Genomic DNA, 19,440 nt, shown 5'->3' on the forward strand with positions numbered 1-19,440 from the left:
CAGCTCGCCGCCTTCCCGCCCCTGCGGCAGACCCGATTGTCCCCGCCTTCCATGACCGCCCTGCACCAAGACACCGACTGGACCGCCGACGCCTCCCGCCCTGCGCAGGCCCGGATCGAACGCGAGGCGCACAAGCTCGAAAAGCGCCTGTGCCGCGAGGTGGGCCGCGCCATCGTCGACTACCGCATGATCGAAGAGGGCGACAAGGTGATGGTGTGCATGTCCGGCGGCAAGGACAGCTACACCCTGCTGGACATCCTCATCAAGCTGAAAAAGCGCGCGCCCATCCATTTCGACCTGGTGGCGGTGAACCTCGACCAGAAGCAGCCGGGCTTCCCCGAGCACATCCTGCCCGGGTACCTGGCCACCACCGGCGTGCCCTTCCACATCGAGAACCAGGACACCTACAGCATCGTCAAGCGGGTGGTGCCCGAGGGCAAGACCACCTGCGGCCTCTGCAGCCGGCTGCGCCGCGGCATCCTCTACCGCGTGGCCGACGAGCTGGGCTGCACCAAGATCGCGCTGGGCCACCACCGCGACGACATCCTGCAGACGCTGCTGCTCAACATGTTCTTCGGCGGCAAGCTGAAAGCCATGCCCCCGAAGCTGGTCAGCGACGACGGCCGCCACGTGGTGATCCGCCCGCTCGCCTACGTGACCGAGAAGGACACCACGCGCTGGGCCCAGCAGCAGCAGTTCCCGATCATCCCGTGCAACCTCTGCGGCAGCCAGGAGAACCTGCAGCGCAAGCAGGTGGGCGAGATGCTGCGCGACTGGGACAAGCGCTTCCCCGGCCGCGTGGACAACATGTTCAACGCCCTGCAGAACATCGTGCCGTCCCATCTGCTGGATGGAACGCTGCACGATTTCCAGCATCTGAAGGCGACGGGCGTCCCGAGCGACGACGGCGACAAGGCCTTCGACGCCGAGGAGTTCCCCCCGGCACCCGCCCTGCCGGGCCTGCAGGTGGTGCAGATTTCCTGACACGCCGCGGCCCTCCGAGCGACCGTGACGCCCGCCCTTCCGTACCGGATTCCAGGAGACCGCCCATGAACGCCACCGCCGCCGGACTGCCCCGGCTCTTCCGTTGCTTCTGGCTGCTGCTGGCCGCCGCCGTGCTGGCCGGCTGCGCCAGCACCCGCACGGTGGACAGCACCGTGTCCACCTTCTCCACCCTGCCGGGCCTGCCCTCGCCGCCCACCTACCGGCTCGAACGCCTGCCCTCGCAGCAGGCGCAGGCCGTGCAGTTCGCGCCGATCGAGGCACTGGCGCAGCAGTCGCTGGCGCGGGTGGGCCTGCAGCGCGACGATACCAACGCCCGGCTGGTACTGCAGATCGGCGCGAACGCCGCCACCACCTGGCCCGCCTCGTGGCCCTACTACGGCCCTGCCTACCCCGGATTCGGCTGGGGCCTTGGATGGGGCCGCGGCGGCTGGGGCTGGGGCATGGGCACCGGCTGGATGATGGACCGCCCGCCCACGCTCTACCGCCGCGAGGCGAGCCTGGTGATGCGCGATGCCGCCACCCAGAAGATCCTCTACGAGACCTCGGCCACCTACGAAGACGTCTGGGTGGACGATCCGGCCATCTTCGGCATCCTGTTCGATGCGGCCCTCACCGGCTTCCCGAACCCGCCCGCCGGGCCACGGCAGGTGCGCACCACGATCGCGCCGGCCGGCCAGGCGTACGCGCCCGCCCCGTCCCCCGCCGCCGCACCGGCCGTGCCCGCCGTGCCGGGAACGGTCGTGAAGCCCTGAGCCGGGGCCTGTCCGCCGAGCGCGCCGCCCCCACCGCATGCAAGCCACCCGCATCATCGCCATCCGCCATGGAGAGACCGCCTGGAACGTCGACACGCGCATCCAGGGACACCTCGACATCCCCCTCAACGACACCGGCCTCTGGCAGGCCCGCCAGTTGGGCCGGGCCCTCGCGGACGAGCCCGTGGCCGCGATCTACGCGAGCGACCTGCGGCGTGCCCATGCCACGGCCCAGGCCGTCGCCGACGCCACGGGCGCGCCGCTCGCCACCGACGTGCGGCTGCGCGAGCGCGCCTTCGGGCTCATGGAAGGCCGCACCTTCCGCGAGATCGAAACAGAGCTGCCCGATCAGGCCCGCCGCTGGCGGCAGCGCGATCCGCAGTTCGAGCCCGAGGGCGGCGAATCGCTGCTCACCTTCCGCGAACGCATCACCGCCGCCACGCACGCCCTCGCCCGCCAACACCCGGGCGAGCTCATCGTGCTCGTGGCGCACGGCGGCGTGATGGACGTGCTCTACCGCGCCGCCACCGGCCAGGAGCTGCAGGCGCCGCGCACCTGGCTGCTGGCGAACGCCGCCATCAACCGCCTGCTCTGGACCGAAGACGGGCTCACCCTCGTGGGCTGGGCCGACACCCAGCACCTGGAAGACGCCGCCCGCGATGAAAACCATGCCTGACACCGCCGCCGCGCTGCACGCCACCATCGGCCAGCGCGTGGACCTGATCGACACCCCCGCCGCCGTCGTCGATCTCGACGCCCTGGAGCGCAACATCCAGCGCATGGCCGAGTTCGCGCGCAAGCACCAGGTGCGCTGGCGCCCGCACGCCAAGATGCACAAGTGCGCCGAGCTGGCGCTGCAGCTGCAGCAGGCCGGCGCCACGGGGGCCTGCGTGCAGAAGGTGTCCGAGGCCGAGGCGCTCGCCGCCGGCGGCGTGGCGGACCTCTACATCAGCAACGAAGTGATCGCGCCCGCCAAGCTGCTGCGCGTGGCGCGGCTGGCGCAGCAGCTCGCTGCGCGCGGCGGGCGCCTCGCCATCGCGGTGGACAGCGCCGAGGGCATCGCACGCCTGGCCGAGGCGATGGACGGCGCCGCGGGCGATGCGGTCATCGACGTGTTCGTGGAGATCGATGTCGGCCAGGGCCGCTGCGGCGTGCCGCCGGGCGAGGCCGCGGTGCCGCTCGCGCAGGCCGTGGCGCGGCACGCGCGGCTGCGCTTCGCGGGCCTGCACGCCTACCAGGGCCATGCCCAGCACCTGCGCGGCGCGGCCGCGCGCCGGGACGCCATCGCCGCGGCCGTGGCGGCCGCACGCACCACGCGCAGCGCCATCGAGTCGGCCGGCCTGGCCGTGCCGCTGGTCACCGGCGCGGGCACCGGCACCCTGGTGCACGAGGCCGCGAGCGGCGTCTACGGCGAGCTGCAGGCCGGGTCGTTCCTGTTCATGGACGCCGACTACGCCGCCAACGAGCGCGAGCCCGCCCAGCCGGCCTTCGAGCATGCGCTGTTCATCAAGACCCAGGTGATCTCCTGCCGCGACACGCACGCGGTGTGCGACGCCGGCCACAAGAGCCATGCGATCGACTCGGGCCTGCCGCAGGTGGCCTTCCTGCCGCCCGGGCGCGCCCTGCGCTATGCCAACGGCGGCGACGAGCACGGCCTGCTGTTCGCGGACGGCGACCGCGCGCGGCTGCCGGCCATCGGCCGCATGCTCTGGCTCGTTCCCGGCCACTGCGATCCGACGGTGAACCTGCACGGCCACCTGATCGGCGTGCGCGGCGGGCTGGCGCACGGCGTGGTGGAGCGCATCCTGCGCGTGGACGCGCGCGGCGCCGTGACCTGACGAACGAGAAGGCGCCGCGGCCCGCCCGACCGGGCAGTCCGCGGCGCCGTCATCCTCGCCGGAGCGTCAATCCGGACGGGGCGGGAACAGGCCCTGCACGCAGATGATGAAGGACACCGTCAGCGAGGGCTGGACCGTGTTCACCATACCGTTGGCCGCCACCGGCAGGGACAGGGGCTGCTGCTGGGCCGCCGCCACCGTGACCGCCGCGTTGAACGGCCTGAGGTTCGTGTTGGCGTTGTCGGACGAGTAGACCTTGAGATTGGCATTGCCCGCCATGCCCTTGTCGCGCACGGCCGTGGGGCCGGGGGTGTCGGTGGTGTTCGCCGCCACCGGCGCGTTGTTCGCCGGCACCTGCACGGACATCGTGCCCGCGACCGGCGGCAACTGGTTGGCCGCGAGCATGGCTGCCGCCGCCCCGGAGAGCACGACGGAGTGCGACGCCGCGCCCGTGGGGCCCGGAGCCGCGTCCACCTGCGCCAGCCCCATCGGCACGCGGTTGCGCAGGTCGGGAAGCTGGAAGGTGGTCCGCCCGTCGCCGCCGAAGCGGTTGCCGAGGATCGCGAAAAGCGCCGGGTTCTGCGTGATGTTCAGCACGGAGCCGTCGCACAGGGCCCAGCCGCGCGGCACCCAGCCGGGGGTCCACAGCAGAACGGTGCCGATATAGGATTCATCCATCGTCGTTCCCCTTTCCGATTCAGGGACGGTCCGGGTACAGACCCAGCAGGCAGATGATGAAATTCAGCGTCAGGGAAGGCTGGATCGTGCTCACCTGCCCCGTCAGCGACACCGGCAGGGAGAGGGGCTGCTGCGCCGAGCCCGACGCGATGGTGACCGGCACATCGAAGGGCTTGAGGTTGGTGTTGGCCGCATCGCTCGTGTAGATCTTCGCGGTGTTGTTGCCGGCCCCGCCCTTGGCGAATACGCCGGTGGGACCCGGAGTGTCGGTGAGGTTCGCGGCGAGCGGCGCGTTGTTCGCCGGGATCTGCACCGAGGCCGTGCCGGTCAGCGGCGGCAGCTGGTTGGCCGCGATCATGCCGGTCGCGGCGCCCGCCACGACGACGCTCTGCGATGCCGCTCCGGTGGCGCCCGGCGCCTGGGAGGCGACCTGCAGCCCCATCGGCACGCGGTTGCGCAGGTCGGGCAGGTTGAACGTCGTGCGGGCATCGCCGCCGTAGCGCACGCCGATGAGCGAGTACAGCGCCTGGTAGTCCATGATCTTCAGCTGCGTGCCGTCGCACAGCGCCCAGTTGCGGGGCACCCAGCTGCCCGCCCACAGCACGATCGTGCCGATATACGCCTCATCCATGATTTCCCTCACTTTCGGTTGAACATTGTCTGGAATGGCCCGCGCGCATGCCGCGGGACGCGCCGCTCCACGGCCCCTGCGGTCCCCTGGCGGATGGTTTCGACGGGACGCAGCGCAGCCTCCGGCCGGACCGGAAACCGCGCGCGCCTGCCCCCTCAGTTGCGGGAGGGGTAGATGCCTTCGGTGGCGATGATGAAGTTCAGCGTGATGCCCGGCTGCAGCGTGCTCACCGTGACGGGAATGCTCACGGGCGCTGCGGGCGTGCTGGAGGGCTGCGCCGTGAGCGCAGGCAGGTCCACGTCGAAGGGCTTGAGCGTGGTATCGGACGCCGTCGCGGTATAGATCTTCGTGGCGGAGTTGCCGGCCATTCCCTTGCCGAGCACGAGACCGCTGGCCGGCGCGTTGGTGTCCGCGGTCGCGCCGGCATTCGCCGGAATGGCGACGCTCAGCTTGCCGCTGCCGGCAGCGGTCACCGCATGCGTGTGGGGCGGCAGCTGGCTCGCTGCCAGCGTGACGCTGGCGGTGGTGGAGGCCGTGGGCGCGCCGCTGGTGACGGCGATGTTCGTGGCGTTCTGCGAGCCCACGGGCACCCGGTTGCGCAGGTCGGGCAACGCGAACGTGCTCACGCCGTTGCCGCCGTAGGACGTGCCTATCAGCGAGAACAGCGCCGCGTTCTGCTGGATGCTCAGCAAGGTGCCATCGCAGATGGCCCAGCCGCGTGGGATCCACGGCGTGGCCCACAGAATGATCTGCCCAAGGATCGGATCCATCGTAATTCCCTCTCGTCCGTTCGTTGATTGCTACTCGCGGCCAGCCTTAGTGCAATGCATATTTTTCGATGCAGCGCATAGCGGCTGGTTATCGCAGTAGACACCAAGCCCATGGCAAAACGCACGGGATTTCCCCGAATGACGCCTTGCGGCAACACCCGGAATGGAACGCTTGCGGCCTCCGCCGGCAGGCGCCAAGATGGAAGGTGGACACCGCAATGCCCGCCGCGCCTCAGGCGGCCGGCAGTCCGCCGAACAGGTCGGTGTGCTGGCGGGTGGGCGCCACGCCCAGGTGCCGGAACGCCGCCAGCGTGGCGATGCGGCCGCGCGGCGTGCGCTGCAGGTAGCCCTGCTGGATCAGGTAGGGCTCGATCACGTCCTCGATGGTGCCGGGCTCCTCGCCGATGCTCGCGGCGATGTTGTCCAGCCCCACCGGGCCGCCGTCGAAGCGGTGCACCACGGCTTCCAGGAGCTTGCGGTCCATCACGTCGAAGCCCTGCGGGTCCACGTCCAGCATGGCGAGCGCGCGCTCGGCGATGTCCTGCGTGATGCGGCCGTCGCCCTTCACGTCGGCATAGTCGCGCACGCGGCGCAGCAGCCGGTTGGCGATGCGCGGCGTGCCGCGCGAGCGGCGCGCGATCTCGAACGCCCCTTCCGCGTCGATCGGAACCTGCAGCAGCCCGGCCGAACGCCGCACGATGCGCGCGAGCTCATCGGGGGTGTAGAACTCCAGCCGCGCGACGATGCCGAAGCGGTCGCGCAGCGGGTTGGTGAGCATGCCGGCGCGGGTGGTGGCGCCGACCAGCGTGAAGGGCTGCAGGTCGAGCTTGATGCTGCGCGCCGCCGGCCCCTCGCCGATCATGATGTCGATCTGGTAGTCCTCCAGCGCGGGGTAGAGGATTTCCTCCACCACCGGCGAGAGGCGGTGGATCTCGTCGATGAACAGGACGTCGTTCTTCTCGAGGTTGGTGAGCAGCGCCGCCAGGTCCTTTGGCTTTTCCAGCACCGGGCCGCTGGTCTGGCGCAGGTTCACCCCCAGTTCCGCCGCGATGATGTGGCTGAGCGTGGTCTTGCCCAGCCCGGGCGGGCCGAACAGCAGCACGTGGTCCAGCGCCTCCTCGCGCTTGCGCGCGGCCCCGATGAAGATCTCCAGCTGCTCGCGCGCCTTCGCCTGCCCGACGTACTCCTGCAGCAGCTTGGGCCGCAGCGCGCGCTCCAGCGCCTCCTCCTGCGGGGAGGCGGGGGCGGCGGAGACCACCCGCTTGGGCGGGGGCACGGGGGCGAAATCGTCGGTCTGGATGCTCATGGGTGCGGAAAGCGGGAAGAAGGCCAAGCGCCGCCGGACCGTCAGTTCGTCCAGGCGTAGTACACCGGGCCTTCGTACTTGAAGACCGGGTAGGTCGCGATCACGAAATCGCGCTCGCCCTGGCTGATCGTGTAGAAGTGCGTGCCGGTTTTCGTGTTGAAGAAGCGGTACATCGCCGTGGAGCCGTTGCCGGCCGCCGTCTGGGCATACCACGCGGGGCCTTCGTACTGGAACGCCGGGTAGGTGGCGCGCACGAAATCGCGCTCGCCGGCATCGATGGTATAGAAGTGCGCGCCCGTCGAGGTGTTGAAGAAGCGGTAGACCGCATTCTGGCCCGCCGTCGGGCTGCCGTAGGCATAGAAGACCACGCCTTCGTAGCTGAACGCCGGGTAGGTCTGCTGCACGAAGTCGCGCTCACCGGCGCTGGACGTGTAGAAATGCGCGCCCGTGCTGCCGTTGAAGAAGCGGTAGACGGCGGTGCGGCCGTTCGTGCTGGCGGCCGGCGAGAGCCACTGCTGCAGCGCCGCGCCGTAGGCCACGTCGAAACGGCCGTAGTAATCGGAGCCGTTGCGTGCCGTGCAGGTGACGCTGCCGCCGTACAGGGTGCCGACCAGCGCGCCGTTCACGAAGAGGCCGGAGCCGCTGCTGCCGCCCTCGGTCACGCCGTCGGTCCAGCCGACGCGGTAGTAGTTGCCCGACGTGCCGCTGCAGGAGAAGCTGGTGCTCGACTCGCTCAGTGCGCTGCAGGAGCTCAGCGACGTGATGGAGCCGAACGAGATCTTCTGCAGATCGCCCCGGGGATGGTGGATGCCCACCGCCGCGCTGCCGAGGGGCTGCGCGCCGGCGTTCCACGCGGCGAACACGGCGCCGGCCGGCGGCGTCTCGTTGAGCCGCACGAACAGCGTGTCGGTGCTGGAGTTCGCGTACAGCAGCGTGGCGCCGCCCGTGCGCGCCGCGGCGCTGGACGACAGCGTGCGGCTGTTGCAGCTCGGGGCGCGGTAGAACCAGTCGGTGCGCAGCGTGGAGGCCACGGTCTGCGACGAGAAGCAGTGGTTGGCCGAGATGAAATACGGCGTGCGCGTGCCGTCGCGGTCGTTCAGCAGCGTGCCGGTGCAGACGTACGCGTTGCCGTCGGGCCGCACGAAGACCATGCGCGCCACGGCGTTGCGCTGGCTGGCGTAGTTGTCGTAGCAGGTGGAGTCGAGGTTGCAGGTGCCCGATTCGTTGATCTTGGCCTGCTCGCCGTCGTCGGCGGAGGGCAGGGAGAGATCGGTGTAGATGTGCGAGACCCGCGGGATCGCGATGTTCAGCGCGCTGGCGGGCGTGCCGGGCGGCAGCTCGATCTCGAGCGTGGCCTCGTCGCCGCCGGCATCGGGCGTCCACCAGGTGCGGGCCGCGTCCGAGGTGTCGCCGGCCGCGATGTTGCGGTCGATCGACTGCAGCACCTCCTGGCCCGAGATCTCATAGACGGCGGAGGGGCGGTCCTGGCGGTAGACGCGCAGCTGCGCTCCGCCCGGCAGGGCGCGCACCAGCACGCCCAGGCGCAGGCCATGGGCCTCCTGCGCCGAGACGCTGATCGCGGCGACGCGGCCGCCGGCCGCGGTGGGCGTCCATTGCAGTTGGGCCGACAGCCCGGCGGGGGTGGCCGTGTCGGCCACCGCGCGCACGCTGCCGATCTGGCGCGCGCCGACGCCCGAGGACGCGGCCTCGCTGCGCGACTCCAGCAGCGCACCCAGCGCCACGCGGGCCGGCACCACCGGCGGGCGCGCACCCAGGTCCTTCACGCGGACGGTGTCCTGCGCGGCGGTGGCGGGCTGCTCCAGCGCATCCACGCTCCACACCACCGCCCGGGCCGCAGCCGTGGCGGGCGCGGCCGCGGCGGCTGCCGTGTCCGCTCCACCGCCGCCGCCGCAGGCCGCCAGGAGCGCCGCGGCCCCCAGCAGAATCACCGATCGAATGCTTGCCCGCCTGAAATCCATGGCCATCCTCCTGTTGTATTTCGGCGGGCACCATGCGCCGCCTCGACCCGACAATGTGCCACGGCCGCGTTGCAATGCGTCCGGGACCCGGTTTTTCTCACTTCGCCAGCGCCTTGAGCGCCAGCTTGATGCCGTCGCTGACGCCCACGTCCTTCGGCAGCGCCTTCAGCGCGGCGGCACCTTCCTTGTCGTTGTAGCCCAGCGCCAGCAACGCCTGCAGGATGTCGGCCTGCGCGTCGTTCGCGGCCTCGGGGCGCACGCCGATGTCGACGCCGAGCTTGCCCTTGAGCTCCAGCAGCAGCCGCTCCGCGGTCTTCTTGCCGATGCCGGGCACCTTCACGAGCCGGCCGCTCTCCTGCAGCGACACGGCCTGCGCGAGGTCGTCCACGCCCATGCCCGAGAGGATGGACAGCGCCGTGCGCGGCCCCACGCCCGAGATCTTGATGAGCTCCCGGAAGGCCTGGCGCTCCGGCGCGCTGCCGAAACCATAGAGCAGTTGCGCATCCTCGCGTACGATGAACTGCGTGAGCAGCTGCACGCGCTCGCCCACGGCGGGCAGGTGGTAGAAGGTGCTCATGGGCACCTGCACCTCGTAGCCCACGCCATGGCAGTCCACCAGCACCTCGGGCGGGTTTTTCTCCAGCAACGTGCCGGTGAGTTTGCCTATCATCTTCGTCCTGTCTTTTCGTCCTGCCGACGTCCAACCGGAATTATCCGCGTGATCCTGCGCCACACCTTCACCCCCCACAACAACACCCGGCTCACGCACCTGTGCGGCCCGGCCGATGCCCACCTGCGCACGATCGAGGCGGCGCTGTCCGTCGGCATCGCGCACCGGCACGAGCAGTTCAAGGTGGACGGGCCCAAGGCCCGCGCCACCCAGGCGATGGAGCTGCTGCAGGCGATCTACGAGATCGCCGACCGGCCCGTGACGGAAGAGCAGGTGCAGCTCATGCTCGCGGGCGACGGTGCCCTGCGGGAGGCGCCCGACGGCGCCGTGGTGCTCAACACGCGCCGCGCCGACCTGCGCGCGCGCACGCCCGTGCAGAGCGTGTACCTCGACAACATCGCCAGCCACGACATCACCTTCGGCATCGGTCCGGCCGGCACCGGCAAGACGTATCTCGCCGTGGCCTGCGCGGTCGACGCGCTCGAGCGCAGCGCGGTGCAGCGCATCGTGCTCACCCGCCCCGCGGTCGAGGCCGGCGAGCGCCTGGGCTTCCTGCCCGGCGACCTCACGCAGAAGGTCGATCCCTACCTGCGCCCGCTCTACGACGCGCTCTACGAACTCATGGGCTACGACCGCGTGCAGAAGGCGTTCGAGCGCAACGCGCTGGAGATCGCGCCGCTCGCCTTCATGCGCGGGCGCACGCTCAACAATGCCTTCGTGATCCTCGACGAGGCGCAGAACACCACGCCCGAGCAGATGAAGATGTTCCTCACGCGCATCGGCTTCGGCGCCAAGGCGGTGGTGACGGGCGACGTGAGCCAGATCGACCTGCCCAAGGGCGCGATGAGCGGCCTGATCGACGCCGAGCGCGTGCTCAAGCGCGTGAAGGGCATCGCGGTGACGCGCTTCACCACCGCCGACGTGGTGCGGCATCCGCTCGTGGCGCGCATCGTGGATGCCTACGACGCCCAGCGCAGCAGCCGCACCCCGGCCGCCTGATTTGGCGCCTGCCGCACCGACATGGCACTGAACCAGCTTTCCCTTTCCTTGCAGTTCGCGCGCTTTCCCGGCGTGGAGACGCACCGCGCCGCCCTGCCCCGCCACGCCGTGGCGCGCTGGATCCGCCACGCGCTCTCCAGCGATGCCGAAATCACCGTGCGCATCGTCGATGCCGAGGAGGGCCAGGCGCTCAACCGCGAGTACCGGCACAAGGACTACGCCACCAACGTGCTCACCTTCGACTATGCGCAGGAACCCGTGGTGATGGCCGACCTCGTGCTCTGCGCGCCGGTGGTCGAGCGCGAGGCGCGCGAGCAGAACAAGGCGCTGCACGAGCACTACGCCCACCTGCTGGTGCACGGCACCCTGCACGCCCAGGGCTGGGACCACGAGACCAGCACCGAGGACGCCGACGAGATGGAGGCCTACGAGACGGCCATCATGGAGGAGCTGGGCTTCGCCGATCCCTACGCGGGTTGAGAACGGCCCGCAGAATCCTTCCGGGCCGGAACCGCTTCGCTGGGCTCTGCGAGCCGTTCTAGGAGCCGTTGGGGGTGCCCGGCGGGGCGATCCGCAGCGGGATCGTCACCGGCCCGTCGTTGACGAGGTGCACCTGCATCTCGGCCGCGAAGCGCCCGGTTTCCACCACCGGGTGCAGGGCCCGGGCGCGCGCCACGAAGTGGTCGTAGAGCCGGCGGCCATCGTCCGGCGCGGCGGCCTGCGTGAAGCTCGGCCGGTTGCCGCCGCGCGTGTCGGCCGCCAGGGTGAACTGGCTCACGAGCAGCAGGCCTCCGCCCGTGTCCTGCACGCTGCGGTTCATCTTGCCGGCCTCGTCGGCGAATATGCGCAGCTTGAGCAGCTTGTCCAGCAGGCGGTCGGCCTCCGCCGCGGTGTCGCCGCGTTCGGCGCACACCAGCACCAGCAGGCCGGGGCCGATGCGGCCCACGGCGGCTCCGTCGATCTCCACGCGCGCCTCGCGCACGCGCTGCAGCAGGCCCATCATGGGTGCAGGCTCCTCGTTTCGTCGTCTTCCATCGGAGTGGCCACCGCCTCCATGCCCGTGGGCAGCAGCTCGATCGTGGCGCGCAGGCCGGGCACGGCATCCACCAGCGCCTGCTCCACCGCGGCGCGCAGGCGCGCGGCCCGGGCCAGGCTCCAGTCGCCCGGCACGTGCAGGTGCAGCGAGACGTGCCGGCGGCGCCCCGCGCGGCGCGTGGCCACGTGGTCGAACCGCACGCCGGGCTGGCGCCGGGTGAAATCGGCCAGCGCGGCATCAATCGCCGCGCGCTCTTCCGGCTCCACAGCCTCGTCCATCAGGCCCTGCGACGCGCGCCAGACGAGGCGCCCGCCCTCCCGGGCGATGTTGAGCGCCACGGCGATCGCCACCACCGGGTCGAGCCAGAGCCAGCCGGTGGCCATCACGCCGAGGATGCCGGCCACCACGCCGGCGGAGGTCCACACGTCCGTGATCAGGTGCCGGGCGTCGCCTTCCAGCGCCACCGAGCGGTGGGCGCGGGCGGAGCGCAGCATCATCCAGGCGAGCAGGCCGTTGAGCGCCGAGCTGGCCACCGACAGCGCCAGGCCCCAGCCCAGCTGCTCGATGGGCGCGGGCAGCATCAGCCGGTGCACGGAGGCCCAGAGGATGGCCAGCGCCGCGCCCAGCACCAGGATGCCCTCGAAGCCCGACGAGAAATACTCCGCCTTGTGGTGGCCGAAGGGGTGGTCGCCGTCGGCCGGGCGCTCGGCCACCGTGACCATCATGAGCGCGAAGATGGCGCCGGCCAGGTTCACGAACGATTCGAGCGCGTCCGACAGCAGGCCCACCGAGCCGGTCAGGTACCAGGCGGCGCCCTTGAGCCCGATGGTGGCGAACGCCACGCCGACGGAGATCCAGAGCAGCGTGCGTGGAGGTAGGGGCTTCATGCGGAGACTCCCGGCGGGGCGGGCCGCCGGCGGCGGATCGGTGGAGGGGCTGCGGTCATGGTGGGTGCGGGCGTGTGGCGTGATTCTGCCCGACAGGACTCACGCGTACAGCGCCGCGCCGTTCATCCGCACCGCCTCGGCCGCCGCCGCGCCGAGCACCTCCACCACGGGGTTCCACACGCTGCCGTAGTCCGGCTGGCGGCCTGCCTCGAACGATGTGTGCGGCCAGTCCGAGCCCCACACCATGCGCCCGGGCATGCAGCGCGCCACGCGCTCGACGTGCGCCCGCAGCGCCATGTAGGGCGCCTGCGCGCGCAGCCGGTACCAGCCCGACAGCTTCACCCAGGCGCCCGCCTCCGCCAGGCGCGCGAACGCGTCCCATGCCGGATCGATCGCCGGCAGCTCCGCATGCAGGCCCGCCAGGTGGTCGAGCACGCAGCCCAGGCTGCTCCGCGCATGCCAGCGCGCGATGGCCTCCAGGTCGCCGGGCCGCGCATACCACTGCACGTGCCAGCCGCGCTCGCGCAGGCGGGGCGCGAGCGCATCCAGGTCACGCGGGCCGTTGCCGACCGGAGAAACGAGGTTGAAGCGGATGCCCCGCACGCCGAGCGCATGCATCCGGTCCAGCTCCGCATCGCCGATGGCGGGATCGACCACCGCGACGCCGCGGTGCCGGCCGGGGCGCTGCGCGAGCGCCTGCAGCATCACGCCGTTGTCGGTGCCGTACACGCTGGGCTGCACCAGCACCAGCCGCCCCACGCCGTGGGCGGCGGCCAGGGCCTCGATCCGTTCGATCGGGTGGTGCGCCGGGCGGTAGTGGCCCGGCTGCGTGGGCGCGCCGGCATCGAAGACATGCACATGCGCATCCCAGTGCGCCGCGGCGGCCGCTTCCGGCGGGTGGGGGAAGGACGCCACCACGCGGCTCACCCCACGGAGATGCCGCGCTCGCGGACCACCCGGGCCCACTGCGCCTGCTGCGCCTGGATGAACTTCCCGGCGCTGGCCTGCGAGGCATCGGGGAACACGTCGCCGCCGAGCGCGCGCACGCGCGCCAGCACCTCGGCATCGGCCAGCGTCTTGCGCAGGGCGCCCACCAGCGCCTCCCGCGTGTCGGCCGGCAGCCCGGCCGGCGCGAGCACCGGGTTCCACTCCAGCACCTCGTACTGGGGCACGCCCACTTCGGCCATGGTCGGCACCGTCGGCAGCGACCGGGCCCGCACGGGCGCCGTCACCGCGAGCGCGCGCAGCCGGCCCGACTGGATGTGCCCCAGGGACGACGCCACGTTGGCGAAGAACAGCGGCACCTGGCCACCCATCACGTCGTTCATCGCCGGGCCGCCGCCGCGGTAGGGGACGTGCGAGAGCTTCACGCCCGCGCGCTGCTCGAACAGCGCGCCCGCGAGGTGCTGGGCCGAGCCGTTGCCCGAGGAGGCGTAGGCGATGCCGCCCGGGCGCTCGCGGGCCATGCGGACCACGTCCTGCACCGAGCGCGCGGGAAACCCGGCGGAACACACGAGCACGTTCGGGAAGGTGGCCAGCACCGCGAGCGGCGTGAACGACTTCTGGATGTCGTAGGCCATCTTCGGGTAGAGCGAAGGGTTCACCGCGAACGACGAGGCATCCACCAGCAGCGTGGTGCCGTCCGGTGCCGCGCGCGCCACGAAGGTGCCCGCGATCTGGCCGCTGGCGCCGGGCCTGTTGTCCACCACCACGCTCCGGCCCAGGGCCTCGGCCATGCGCGGAGCGATGACGCGGGCCATGAGGTCGGCCCCGCCGCCGGCGGGATAGGACACCACCAGGGTGACGGGGCGCCCGCCTGCGACGGCGGCGGCGCGGCTGGCGCCCCAGGGAGCGCACAGTGCGCCGGCCGCCGCGCCGAGCAGCACGCCGCGGCGCGAGATCCGCCCGGACGCAGCGGGGACGGTGGAGGAGGAGCGGAGGGAGTCGGTCATGGGGGCGGTCTCCTGGAGGTTCGTCACGTGGGCATGACGGTCCGAGCCGTCAGCCCTCGCCGTCCTCGACCAGCCGCGCCTTGACGCTGCGGCCCTTCACGCGGCCGGAGGACAGCCGCTGCGCGGCCAGCCGGGCCACGCTGCGCTCCACCGCCACGTAGGTGGAGAAGTCGTTCACGTTGATCTTGCCGACCTGCTCGCGCGTGAAGCCCATCTCCCCGGTGAGCGCGCCCAGCACGTCGCCCGCGCGGATCTTCTCCTTGCGGCCGCCGATGATCTGGATGGTGGCCATGGGCGGCTGCAGCGGCCCGCCCGGCGCGGGCGCGAGCCCGTCCAGCGGATGCCATTCCGACGGGCGGCCCTGCAGCACCTCGATGCGGCCCACCTGCCCCATCTCGGGCAGGCTCGCGAGGCTCAGCGCCAGGCCCTCCGCGTCGGCGCGTCCGGTGCGCCCGATGCGGTGGATGTGCACTTCCGGATCGGGGGCCACGTCCACGTTGATGACGGCCTGCAGCCCGGCGATGTCGATGCCGCGCGCGGCCACGTCGGTCGCCACGAGCACGCTGCAGCTGCGGTTGGCGAACTGCACCAGCACCTGGTCGCGGTCGCGCTGCTCCAGGTCGCCGTGCAGGGCCAGGGCGCTGAAGCCCTGCGCCGCGAGCACGTCCACCAGATCGCGGCACTGCTGCTTGGTATTGCAGAAGGCGATCGCGGACTCCGGCCGGAAGTGGTTCAGCAGCTGCGAGACGGCATGCAGGCGTTCGCGGTCCTTCACTTCGTACCAGCGCTGCTCGATCTTGCCCGCGGCATGCTGGGCCTGCACGGCGATGCGCTGCGGCTCCTTCATGAACTGCCGCGCGAGGCGCTCGATGCCCTCGGGGTACGTGGCGGAGAACAGCAGGGTCTGGCGCGTGGCCGGGCAGCGGCGCGCCACCTGGGCGATGTCGTCGAGGAAGCCCATGTCCAGCATGCGGTCCGCCTCGTCCAGCACGAAGGTGGCCAGCGCGTCCAGATCGAGCGTGCCGCGCTCCAGATGGTCCATCACGCGGCCGGGCGTGCCGACGGCCACGTGCGCGCCGTGCTCCAGGCTGGCGATCTGCCCGCGCAGCGGCACGCCGCCGCAGAGCGTCACCACCTTGATGTTCTCCTGCGCCCGGGCCAGCCGGCGGATCTCGGCCGACACCTGGTCGGCCAGCTCGCGGGTGGGGCACAGCACCAGGGCCTGCACGGCGAAGCGGCGCGGATTGAGGCGCTCCAGCAGCGCGAGGCCGAAGGCGGCCGTCTTGCCGCTGCCGGTGCTGGCCTGCGCGATCAGGTCGCGGCCCAGCAGCGCGGGCGGCAGGCTGGCCGCCTGGATGGGCGTCATGCGGTCGTAGCCGAGCTGGCGCAGGTTGGCCAGCACTTCGGGCGCGAGGCCGAGCGTGTCGAAGCCCGCTGCGGGATTCGGGGCCGCCGATGGAGAGGGAGAGGATTGCATCGCCCGATTATCCCGGCCCGGCCGCGTTCCCCCCGACGAATCCCGCGCGCCGGACACGGCGGGAGTGGACAATAGGCGCATGGCCCAGATTCCAGAATTCACCGAGCCCACCTTCCATACCGATCCCGCCGACGCGCTGGCCCAGGTCCAGCGCATCTACCAGGAGCAGATCGGCCACCTGCGCAGCGCCATGCAGCGCTTCGTCGCGGGCGAGACCCCGGCCGCGCACGTGCGCGCCTTCTACCCGTTCGTTCGCGTGCAGACCACCACGGTGGCGCGGGCGGCCACGCAGCTCGCCTACGGCTTCGTGGAGGGCCCGGGGCGCTACGAGACCACGCTCACCCGGCCGGACCTGTTCGCACGCTACTACGCCGAGCAGTTCCGCCTGCTGCGCGCCAGCCACAACGTCGAGCTGGAAGTCGGCATCAGCAACCAGCCGATCCCGATCCACTTCTCGTTCGCCGAGCACGACCACATCGAGGGCACGCTCACGGCCGAGCGCCGCATGCTGATGCGCGACGTGTTCGACCTGCCCGACCTGGCCGCCATGGACGACGGCATCGCCAACGGCACCTGGGAGCCGCGCGCGGGCGAGGCGCATCCGCTGTCGCTCTTCACCGCGCCGCGCGTGGACTACTCGCTGCACCGCCTGCGCCACTACACCGGCACCGCGCCCGAGTGGTTCCAGAACTTCGTGCTGTTCACCAACTACCAGTTCTACATCGACGAATTCGTGCGCCTCGGCCACGCCGAGATGGCGAACCCCGACAGCGAATACGTGGCCTTCATCGAGCCCGGCAACGTGGTCACGCGCCGCACCGGCCTGCCCGCCGAGGCCGGCGACGAACTCGGCGTGCCGCCGCCGCGCCTGCCGCAGATGCCCGCCTACCACCTGGTGCGCGCCGACCGCAGCGGCACCAGCATGGTGAACATCGGCGTGGGCCCGTCGAACGCCAAGACCATCACCGACCACATCGCCGTGCTGCGGCCGCACGCCTGGATGATGCTCGGCCACTGCGCGGGCCTGCGCAACAGCCAGCAGCTGGGCGACTACGTGCTGGCGCATGCCTACGTGCGCGAGGACCACGTGCTCGACGAGGAACTGCCCCTGTGGGTGCCGATCCCCGCGCTGGCCGAGATCCAGCTCGCGCTGCAGCAGGCGGTGGAGGACGTGACCCGGGTGCCGGAAGACCAGCTCAAGCGCATCATGCGCACCGGCACCGTGGCCAGCACCGACAACCGCAACTGGGAGCTGCTGCCCGACAACATGCCCCAGCGCCGATTCAGCCAGAGCCGCGCCGTGGCGCTGGACATGGAGAGCGCCACCATCGCGGCCAACGGCTTCCGCTTCCGCGTCCCCTACGGCACGCTGCTGTGCGTGTCCGACAAGCCGCTGCACGGCGAGATCAAGCTGCCCGGCATGGCCAACCACTTCTACCGCGAGCGCGTCGACCAGCATCTGCGCATCGGCATGCGCGCCATCGACATCCTGCGCGCCGGCGGCGTGAGCCGCCTGCACAGCCGCAAGCTGCGCAGCTTCGCGGAAGTGGCGTTCCAGTAGCCGAAGCACCGCCTGCGGCCCCTGGCCGCACCGCCCGAGCCCGCCCATGGCGCTGGATTTCGTCACGCTGCTGGCCGTCACGGCCACCAACCTGGCCATGCTCTCGGTCGCCCTGCCCCTCATCATGGGGCGCGGGGTGAGCCGGGCCGCGCGCTGCGCGCAGGCCAGCGTCGCGCTGCAGGCGCTGTCCTGGGCGGCGATCATCGCCTCCTCGCATCTCTGGGACCGGGCGCTGTCCACCCTCTCCATCGGCAGTGCCGCGGCCGCCCAGTGGGCCCTTTTCACGGCACTGCAGGAATGGCTGGGGCCGCGGCCCGGGCGCCGATGGCTGCCCTGGCTCGTGGCGGTGATCCCGCTCGGCTACGCGCTCGGCTTCGGGGACTACGCCTTCCGCGTGGGCTGGGCCAACCTGCTGCTCGCCGCGCTGCTGGCCGTGGTGGCGCGCGCCACGCTGGCGCCGCTCCATCCCTCGCCGCGGCACTGGCGGCTGCTGCTGTGCGCCTGCCTCGTCGCGATGGCGGGCTTCACAGGCGCGCGCGGCGTGCTCGGGGCCTTCACCGACGCCTACCCGAGCTTCCGCACGCCGCACCCGGTGAACCTCGCCGCCGCGCTCGCGGCCAACGTGACGCTGGTGCTGGGCACGGTGGCGCTGCTCGTCGCATGGCGGACCGAGGCCGAGGAAAAGCTGCGCGCGCTGGCCAAGACGGATGCGCTCACCGGCATGCTCAACCGCCGCGGCTTCGACGTGCGGGGCCGGACGCTCCTGGCGCATGCCCTGCGGCACGGGCTGCGCGTGACCGCGGTGATGCTGGACGTGGACCATTTCAAGCGCGTGAACGACCTGCACGGGCACGGCACGGGCGACCACGTGCTGGTGTTCTTCGCGCGGCTGCTGCAGGACGCGACGCGAACGGGGGACGTGGCCGGCCGCATCGGCGGCGAGGAGTTCGCCGTGCTGCTCGCGCACGCCCCCGGGGACCGCGCGGCGGAGAGCTTCGACCGCCGTCTGCGTGCGCGGCTGGCGGCCGAAAGCCCCACGGCCGTGGGATTCCCCGTCGGCTACAGCGCGGGGGCCTCGACCCTGGCGGCGGCCCCGCCGGACCTCCGGGAGGTCGCCGTGGCCACGCTGCTCGCCGACCTGCTGGCGCGTGCCGACGATGCGCTGTACGAGGCCAAGCGCACTGGTCGGGGGCGGCTGCAGGTGCGGGACGCGCCCGGATAGCGCATGCACCCTGTGCGCCGAGAATGACATCGCAGGTGTCGCTGACATGGCTGGTGGCAGAGCTCACATCCACGCTGGGCATTTCGACGCGCGAGATCTGCCGGCATCCCCAGGTATCCTGGAAGAACGAAATCGAAGCGAGTACAGCGCAATGGTGTCACCACACGCAAGACTTTTCGCGCTCGCCTGCATGGCCTTGGCCGTGCTTCCGTCGCATGCAGCCGACTCCTGGATGCGCGCGCAGGTGGAGGCCCTGCCCGCCTTCGTGCGCCAGGTGCTGCCGTGCGGCCAATGGCAGGAGGCCGGCCGGCAGGGCACCTACCGCGTGGTGGAGGCGAACGTGCACGAGGGCGCGGGCAGCGAGCTGTACGTGCAATGGGTGACCGATCCGCTGCAGGGCGAGGCATCACGCACCACGAAAACGCTTGCCTTCCCCGAGCTGAACGACGACCACCGGCAGTACCGCTTCGAATCCGTGCAGTGCCGTGCGCGCGGCGCGGCCATCGCGATCACGGTGAAGGCCCGCTACGAGCATGACGAGGACGACCGCTTGCACACGTTCACCGTGCGCGTGGAGCCGGGTGGCGGCTACCGCGTCAGCGAAGCCGGAGCCCGGGCACGGCGCTAGCCGCTGGCCATGCGCTGCGGCACGGCGCGCGGGCCGGGCAGGACGGCGG

20 protein-coding genes are annotated in these 19,440 nt (G+C 71.6%); 9 read left to right on the plus strand and 11 right to left on the minus strand.

Going from position 1 to position 19,440, the window contains the following annotated elements; genetic code table 11:
- The first annotated feature begins 51 nt into the window (after positions 1 to 51).
- The 4 genes from ttcA (at position 52) to Q9R47_RS13565 (ending at position 3,595) form a co-directional block, all read left to right on the plus strand.
- Positions 52 to 984: a tRNA 2-thiocytidine(32) synthetase TtcA gene (ttcA, locus tag Q9R47_RS13550; RefSeq protein WP_311233720.1), complete on the plus strand. Its 933-nt coding sequence runs from the start codon at positions 52 to 54 to the stop codon at positions 982 to 984.
- 65 nt (positions 985 to 1,049) lie between these two features.
- Positions 1,050 to 1,757, plus strand: coding sequence for a DUF4136 domain-containing protein (locus Q9R47_RS13555; protein WP_311233721.1), 708 nt, complete (start codon positions 1,050 to 1,052; stop codon positions 1,755 to 1,757).
- Between the two features lie 37 nt (positions 1,758 to 1,794).
- Positions 1,795 to 2,433: a histidine phosphatase family protein gene (locus Q9R47_RS13560; protein ID WP_311233722.1), complete on the plus strand. Its 639-nt coding sequence runs from the start codon at positions 1,795 to 1,797 to the stop codon at positions 2,431 to 2,433.
- Positions 2,417 to 3,595, plus strand: coding sequence for a DSD1 family PLP-dependent enzyme (locus Q9R47_RS13565; protein WP_311233723.1), 1,179 nt, complete (start codon positions 2,417 to 2,419; stop codon positions 3,593 to 3,595). Before Q9R47_RS13560 ends, Q9R47_RS13565 begins: the two co-directional genes overlap by 17 nt.
- 66 nt (positions 3,596 to 3,661) lie before the next feature.
- Here Q9R47_RS13565 and Q9R47_RS13570 read toward each other — a convergent pair whose 3' ends face one another.
- The 6 genes from Q9R47_RS13570 to ruvA form a co-directional block, all read right to left on the minus strand.
- A complete protein-coding gene (locus tag Q9R47_RS13570; RefSeq protein WP_311233724.1) occupies positions 3,662 to 4,273 on the minus strand; it encodes a tail fiber protein in 612 nt (203 codons plus the stop codon).
- Positions 4,274 to 4,292: 19 nt separating this feature from the next.
- Positions 4,293 to 4,904 carry a tail fiber protein gene (locus Q9R47_RS13575; RefSeq protein WP_311233725.1) on the minus strand — a complete coding sequence of 204 codons (612 nt, stop codon included), beginning with the start codon at positions 4,902 to 4,904 and terminating at the stop codon, positions 4,293 to 4,295.
- A gap of 155 nt (positions 4,905 to 5,059) precedes the next feature.
- On the minus strand, positions 5,060 to 5,674 hold the full coding sequence (locus tag Q9R47_RS13580) for a tail fiber protein (RefSeq protein WP_311233726.1): 615 nt from the start codon (positions 5,672 to 5,674) through the stop codon (positions 5,060 to 5,062).
- 232 nt (positions 5,675 to 5,906) lie between these two features.
- A complete protein-coding gene (gene ruvB, locus Q9R47_RS13585; RefSeq protein ID WP_311233727.1) occupies positions 5,907 to 6,980 on the minus strand; it encodes a Holliday junction branch migration DNA helicase RuvB in 1,074 nt (357 codons plus the stop codon).
- 41 nt (positions 6,981 to 7,021) lie between these two features.
- Positions 7,022 to 8,959, minus strand: coding sequence for a trypsin-like peptidase domain-containing protein (locus Q9R47_RS13590; protein WP_311233728.1), 1,938 nt, complete (start codon positions 8,957 to 8,959; stop codon positions 7,022 to 7,024).
- Positions 8,960 to 9,056: 97 nt separating this feature from the next.
- A complete protein-coding gene (ruvA, locus tag Q9R47_RS13595) occupies positions 9,057 to 9,629 on the minus strand; it encodes a Holliday junction branch migration protein RuvA (RefSeq protein ID WP_311233729.1) in 573 nt (190 codons plus the stop codon).
- Positions 9,630 to 9,677: 48 nt separating this feature from the next.
- On the opposite strand from ruvA, the gene Q9R47_RS13600 reads away from it, so the two are divergent.
- Entirely contained in the window at positions 9,678 to 10,628 is a 951-nt protein-coding gene (locus tag Q9R47_RS13600; protein WP_311233730.1) for a PhoH family protein, read from the plus strand.
- A 21-nt stretch (positions 10,629 to 10,649) separates the two neighbouring features.
- A complete protein-coding gene (ybeY, locus tag Q9R47_RS13605; protein ID WP_311233731.1) occupies positions 10,650 to 11,108 on the plus strand; it encodes an rRNA maturation RNase YbeY in 459 nt (152 codons plus the stop codon).
- Between the two features lie 58 nt (positions 11,109 to 11,166).
- Here ybeY and dtd read toward each other — a convergent pair whose 3' ends face one another.
- The 5 genes from dtd to dbpA form a co-directional block, all read right to left on the minus strand.
- Positions 11,167 to 11,631 carry a D-aminoacyl-tRNA deacylase gene (gene dtd, locus Q9R47_RS13610; RefSeq protein ID WP_311233732.1) on the minus strand — a complete coding sequence of 155 codons (465 nt, stop codon included), beginning with the start codon at positions 11,629 to 11,631 and terminating at the stop codon, positions 11,167 to 11,169.
- Positions 11,628 to 12,551 (minus strand): cation diffusion facilitator family transporter, encoded by a 924-nt coding sequence (locus Q9R47_RS13615; protein ID WP_311233733.1) that lies wholly within the window; start codon positions 12,549 to 12,551, stop codon positions 11,628 to 11,630. The genes dtd and Q9R47_RS13615 overlap by 4 nt, the downstream gene beginning before the upstream one ends.
- A 99-nt stretch (positions 12,552 to 12,650) precedes the next feature.
- Positions 12,651 to 13,466: an amidohydrolase family protein gene (locus Q9R47_RS13620; protein WP_311233734.1), complete on the minus strand. Its 816-nt coding sequence runs from the start codon at positions 13,464 to 13,466 to the stop codon at positions 12,651 to 12,653.
- Between the two features lie 8 nt (positions 13,467 to 13,474).
- A complete protein-coding gene (locus tag Q9R47_RS13625) occupies positions 13,475 to 14,503 on the minus strand; it encodes a tripartite tricarboxylate transporter substrate binding protein (RefSeq protein WP_311233735.1) in 1,029 nt (342 codons plus the stop codon).
- A gap of 49 nt (positions 14,504 to 14,552) precedes the next feature.
- A complete protein-coding gene (gene dbpA / locus Q9R47_RS13630) occupies positions 14,553 to 15,980 on the minus strand; it encodes an ATP-dependent RNA helicase DbpA (RefSeq protein ID WP_311233736.1) in 1,428 nt (475 codons plus the stop codon).
- A gap of 79 nt (positions 15,981 to 16,059) precedes the next feature.
- Here dbpA and Q9R47_RS13635 point away from each other — a divergent pair, with 79 nt between their 5' ends.
- From Q9R47_RS13635 to Q9R47_RS13645, 3 genes are all read left to right on the plus strand, one after another.
- Entirely contained in the window at positions 16,060 to 17,541 is a 1,482-nt protein-coding gene (locus tag Q9R47_RS13635) for an AMP nucleosidase (RefSeq protein ID WP_311233737.1), read from the plus strand.
- A gap of 46 nt (positions 17,542 to 17,587) precedes the next feature.
- Positions 17,588 to 18,763, plus strand: coding sequence for a GGDEF domain-containing protein (locus tag Q9R47_RS13640; protein WP_311233738.1), 1,176 nt, complete (start codon positions 17,588 to 17,590; stop codon positions 18,761 to 18,763).
- 151 nt (positions 18,764 to 18,914) lie between these two features.
- Complete coding sequence (locus tag Q9R47_RS13645; protein WP_311233739.1) at positions 18,915 to 19,391, plus strand: hypothetical protein; 477 nt, start codon at positions 18,915 to 18,917, stop codon at positions 19,389 to 19,391.
- The last annotated feature ends 49 nt before the right edge of the window (positions 19,392 to 19,440 follow it).

Origin of the sequence: Acidovorax sp. PRC11, from assembly GCF_031844105.1 — a bacterium.
GTDB lineage: Bacteria > Pseudomonadota > Gammaproteobacteria > Burkholderiales > Burkholderiaceae_C > Paracidovorax.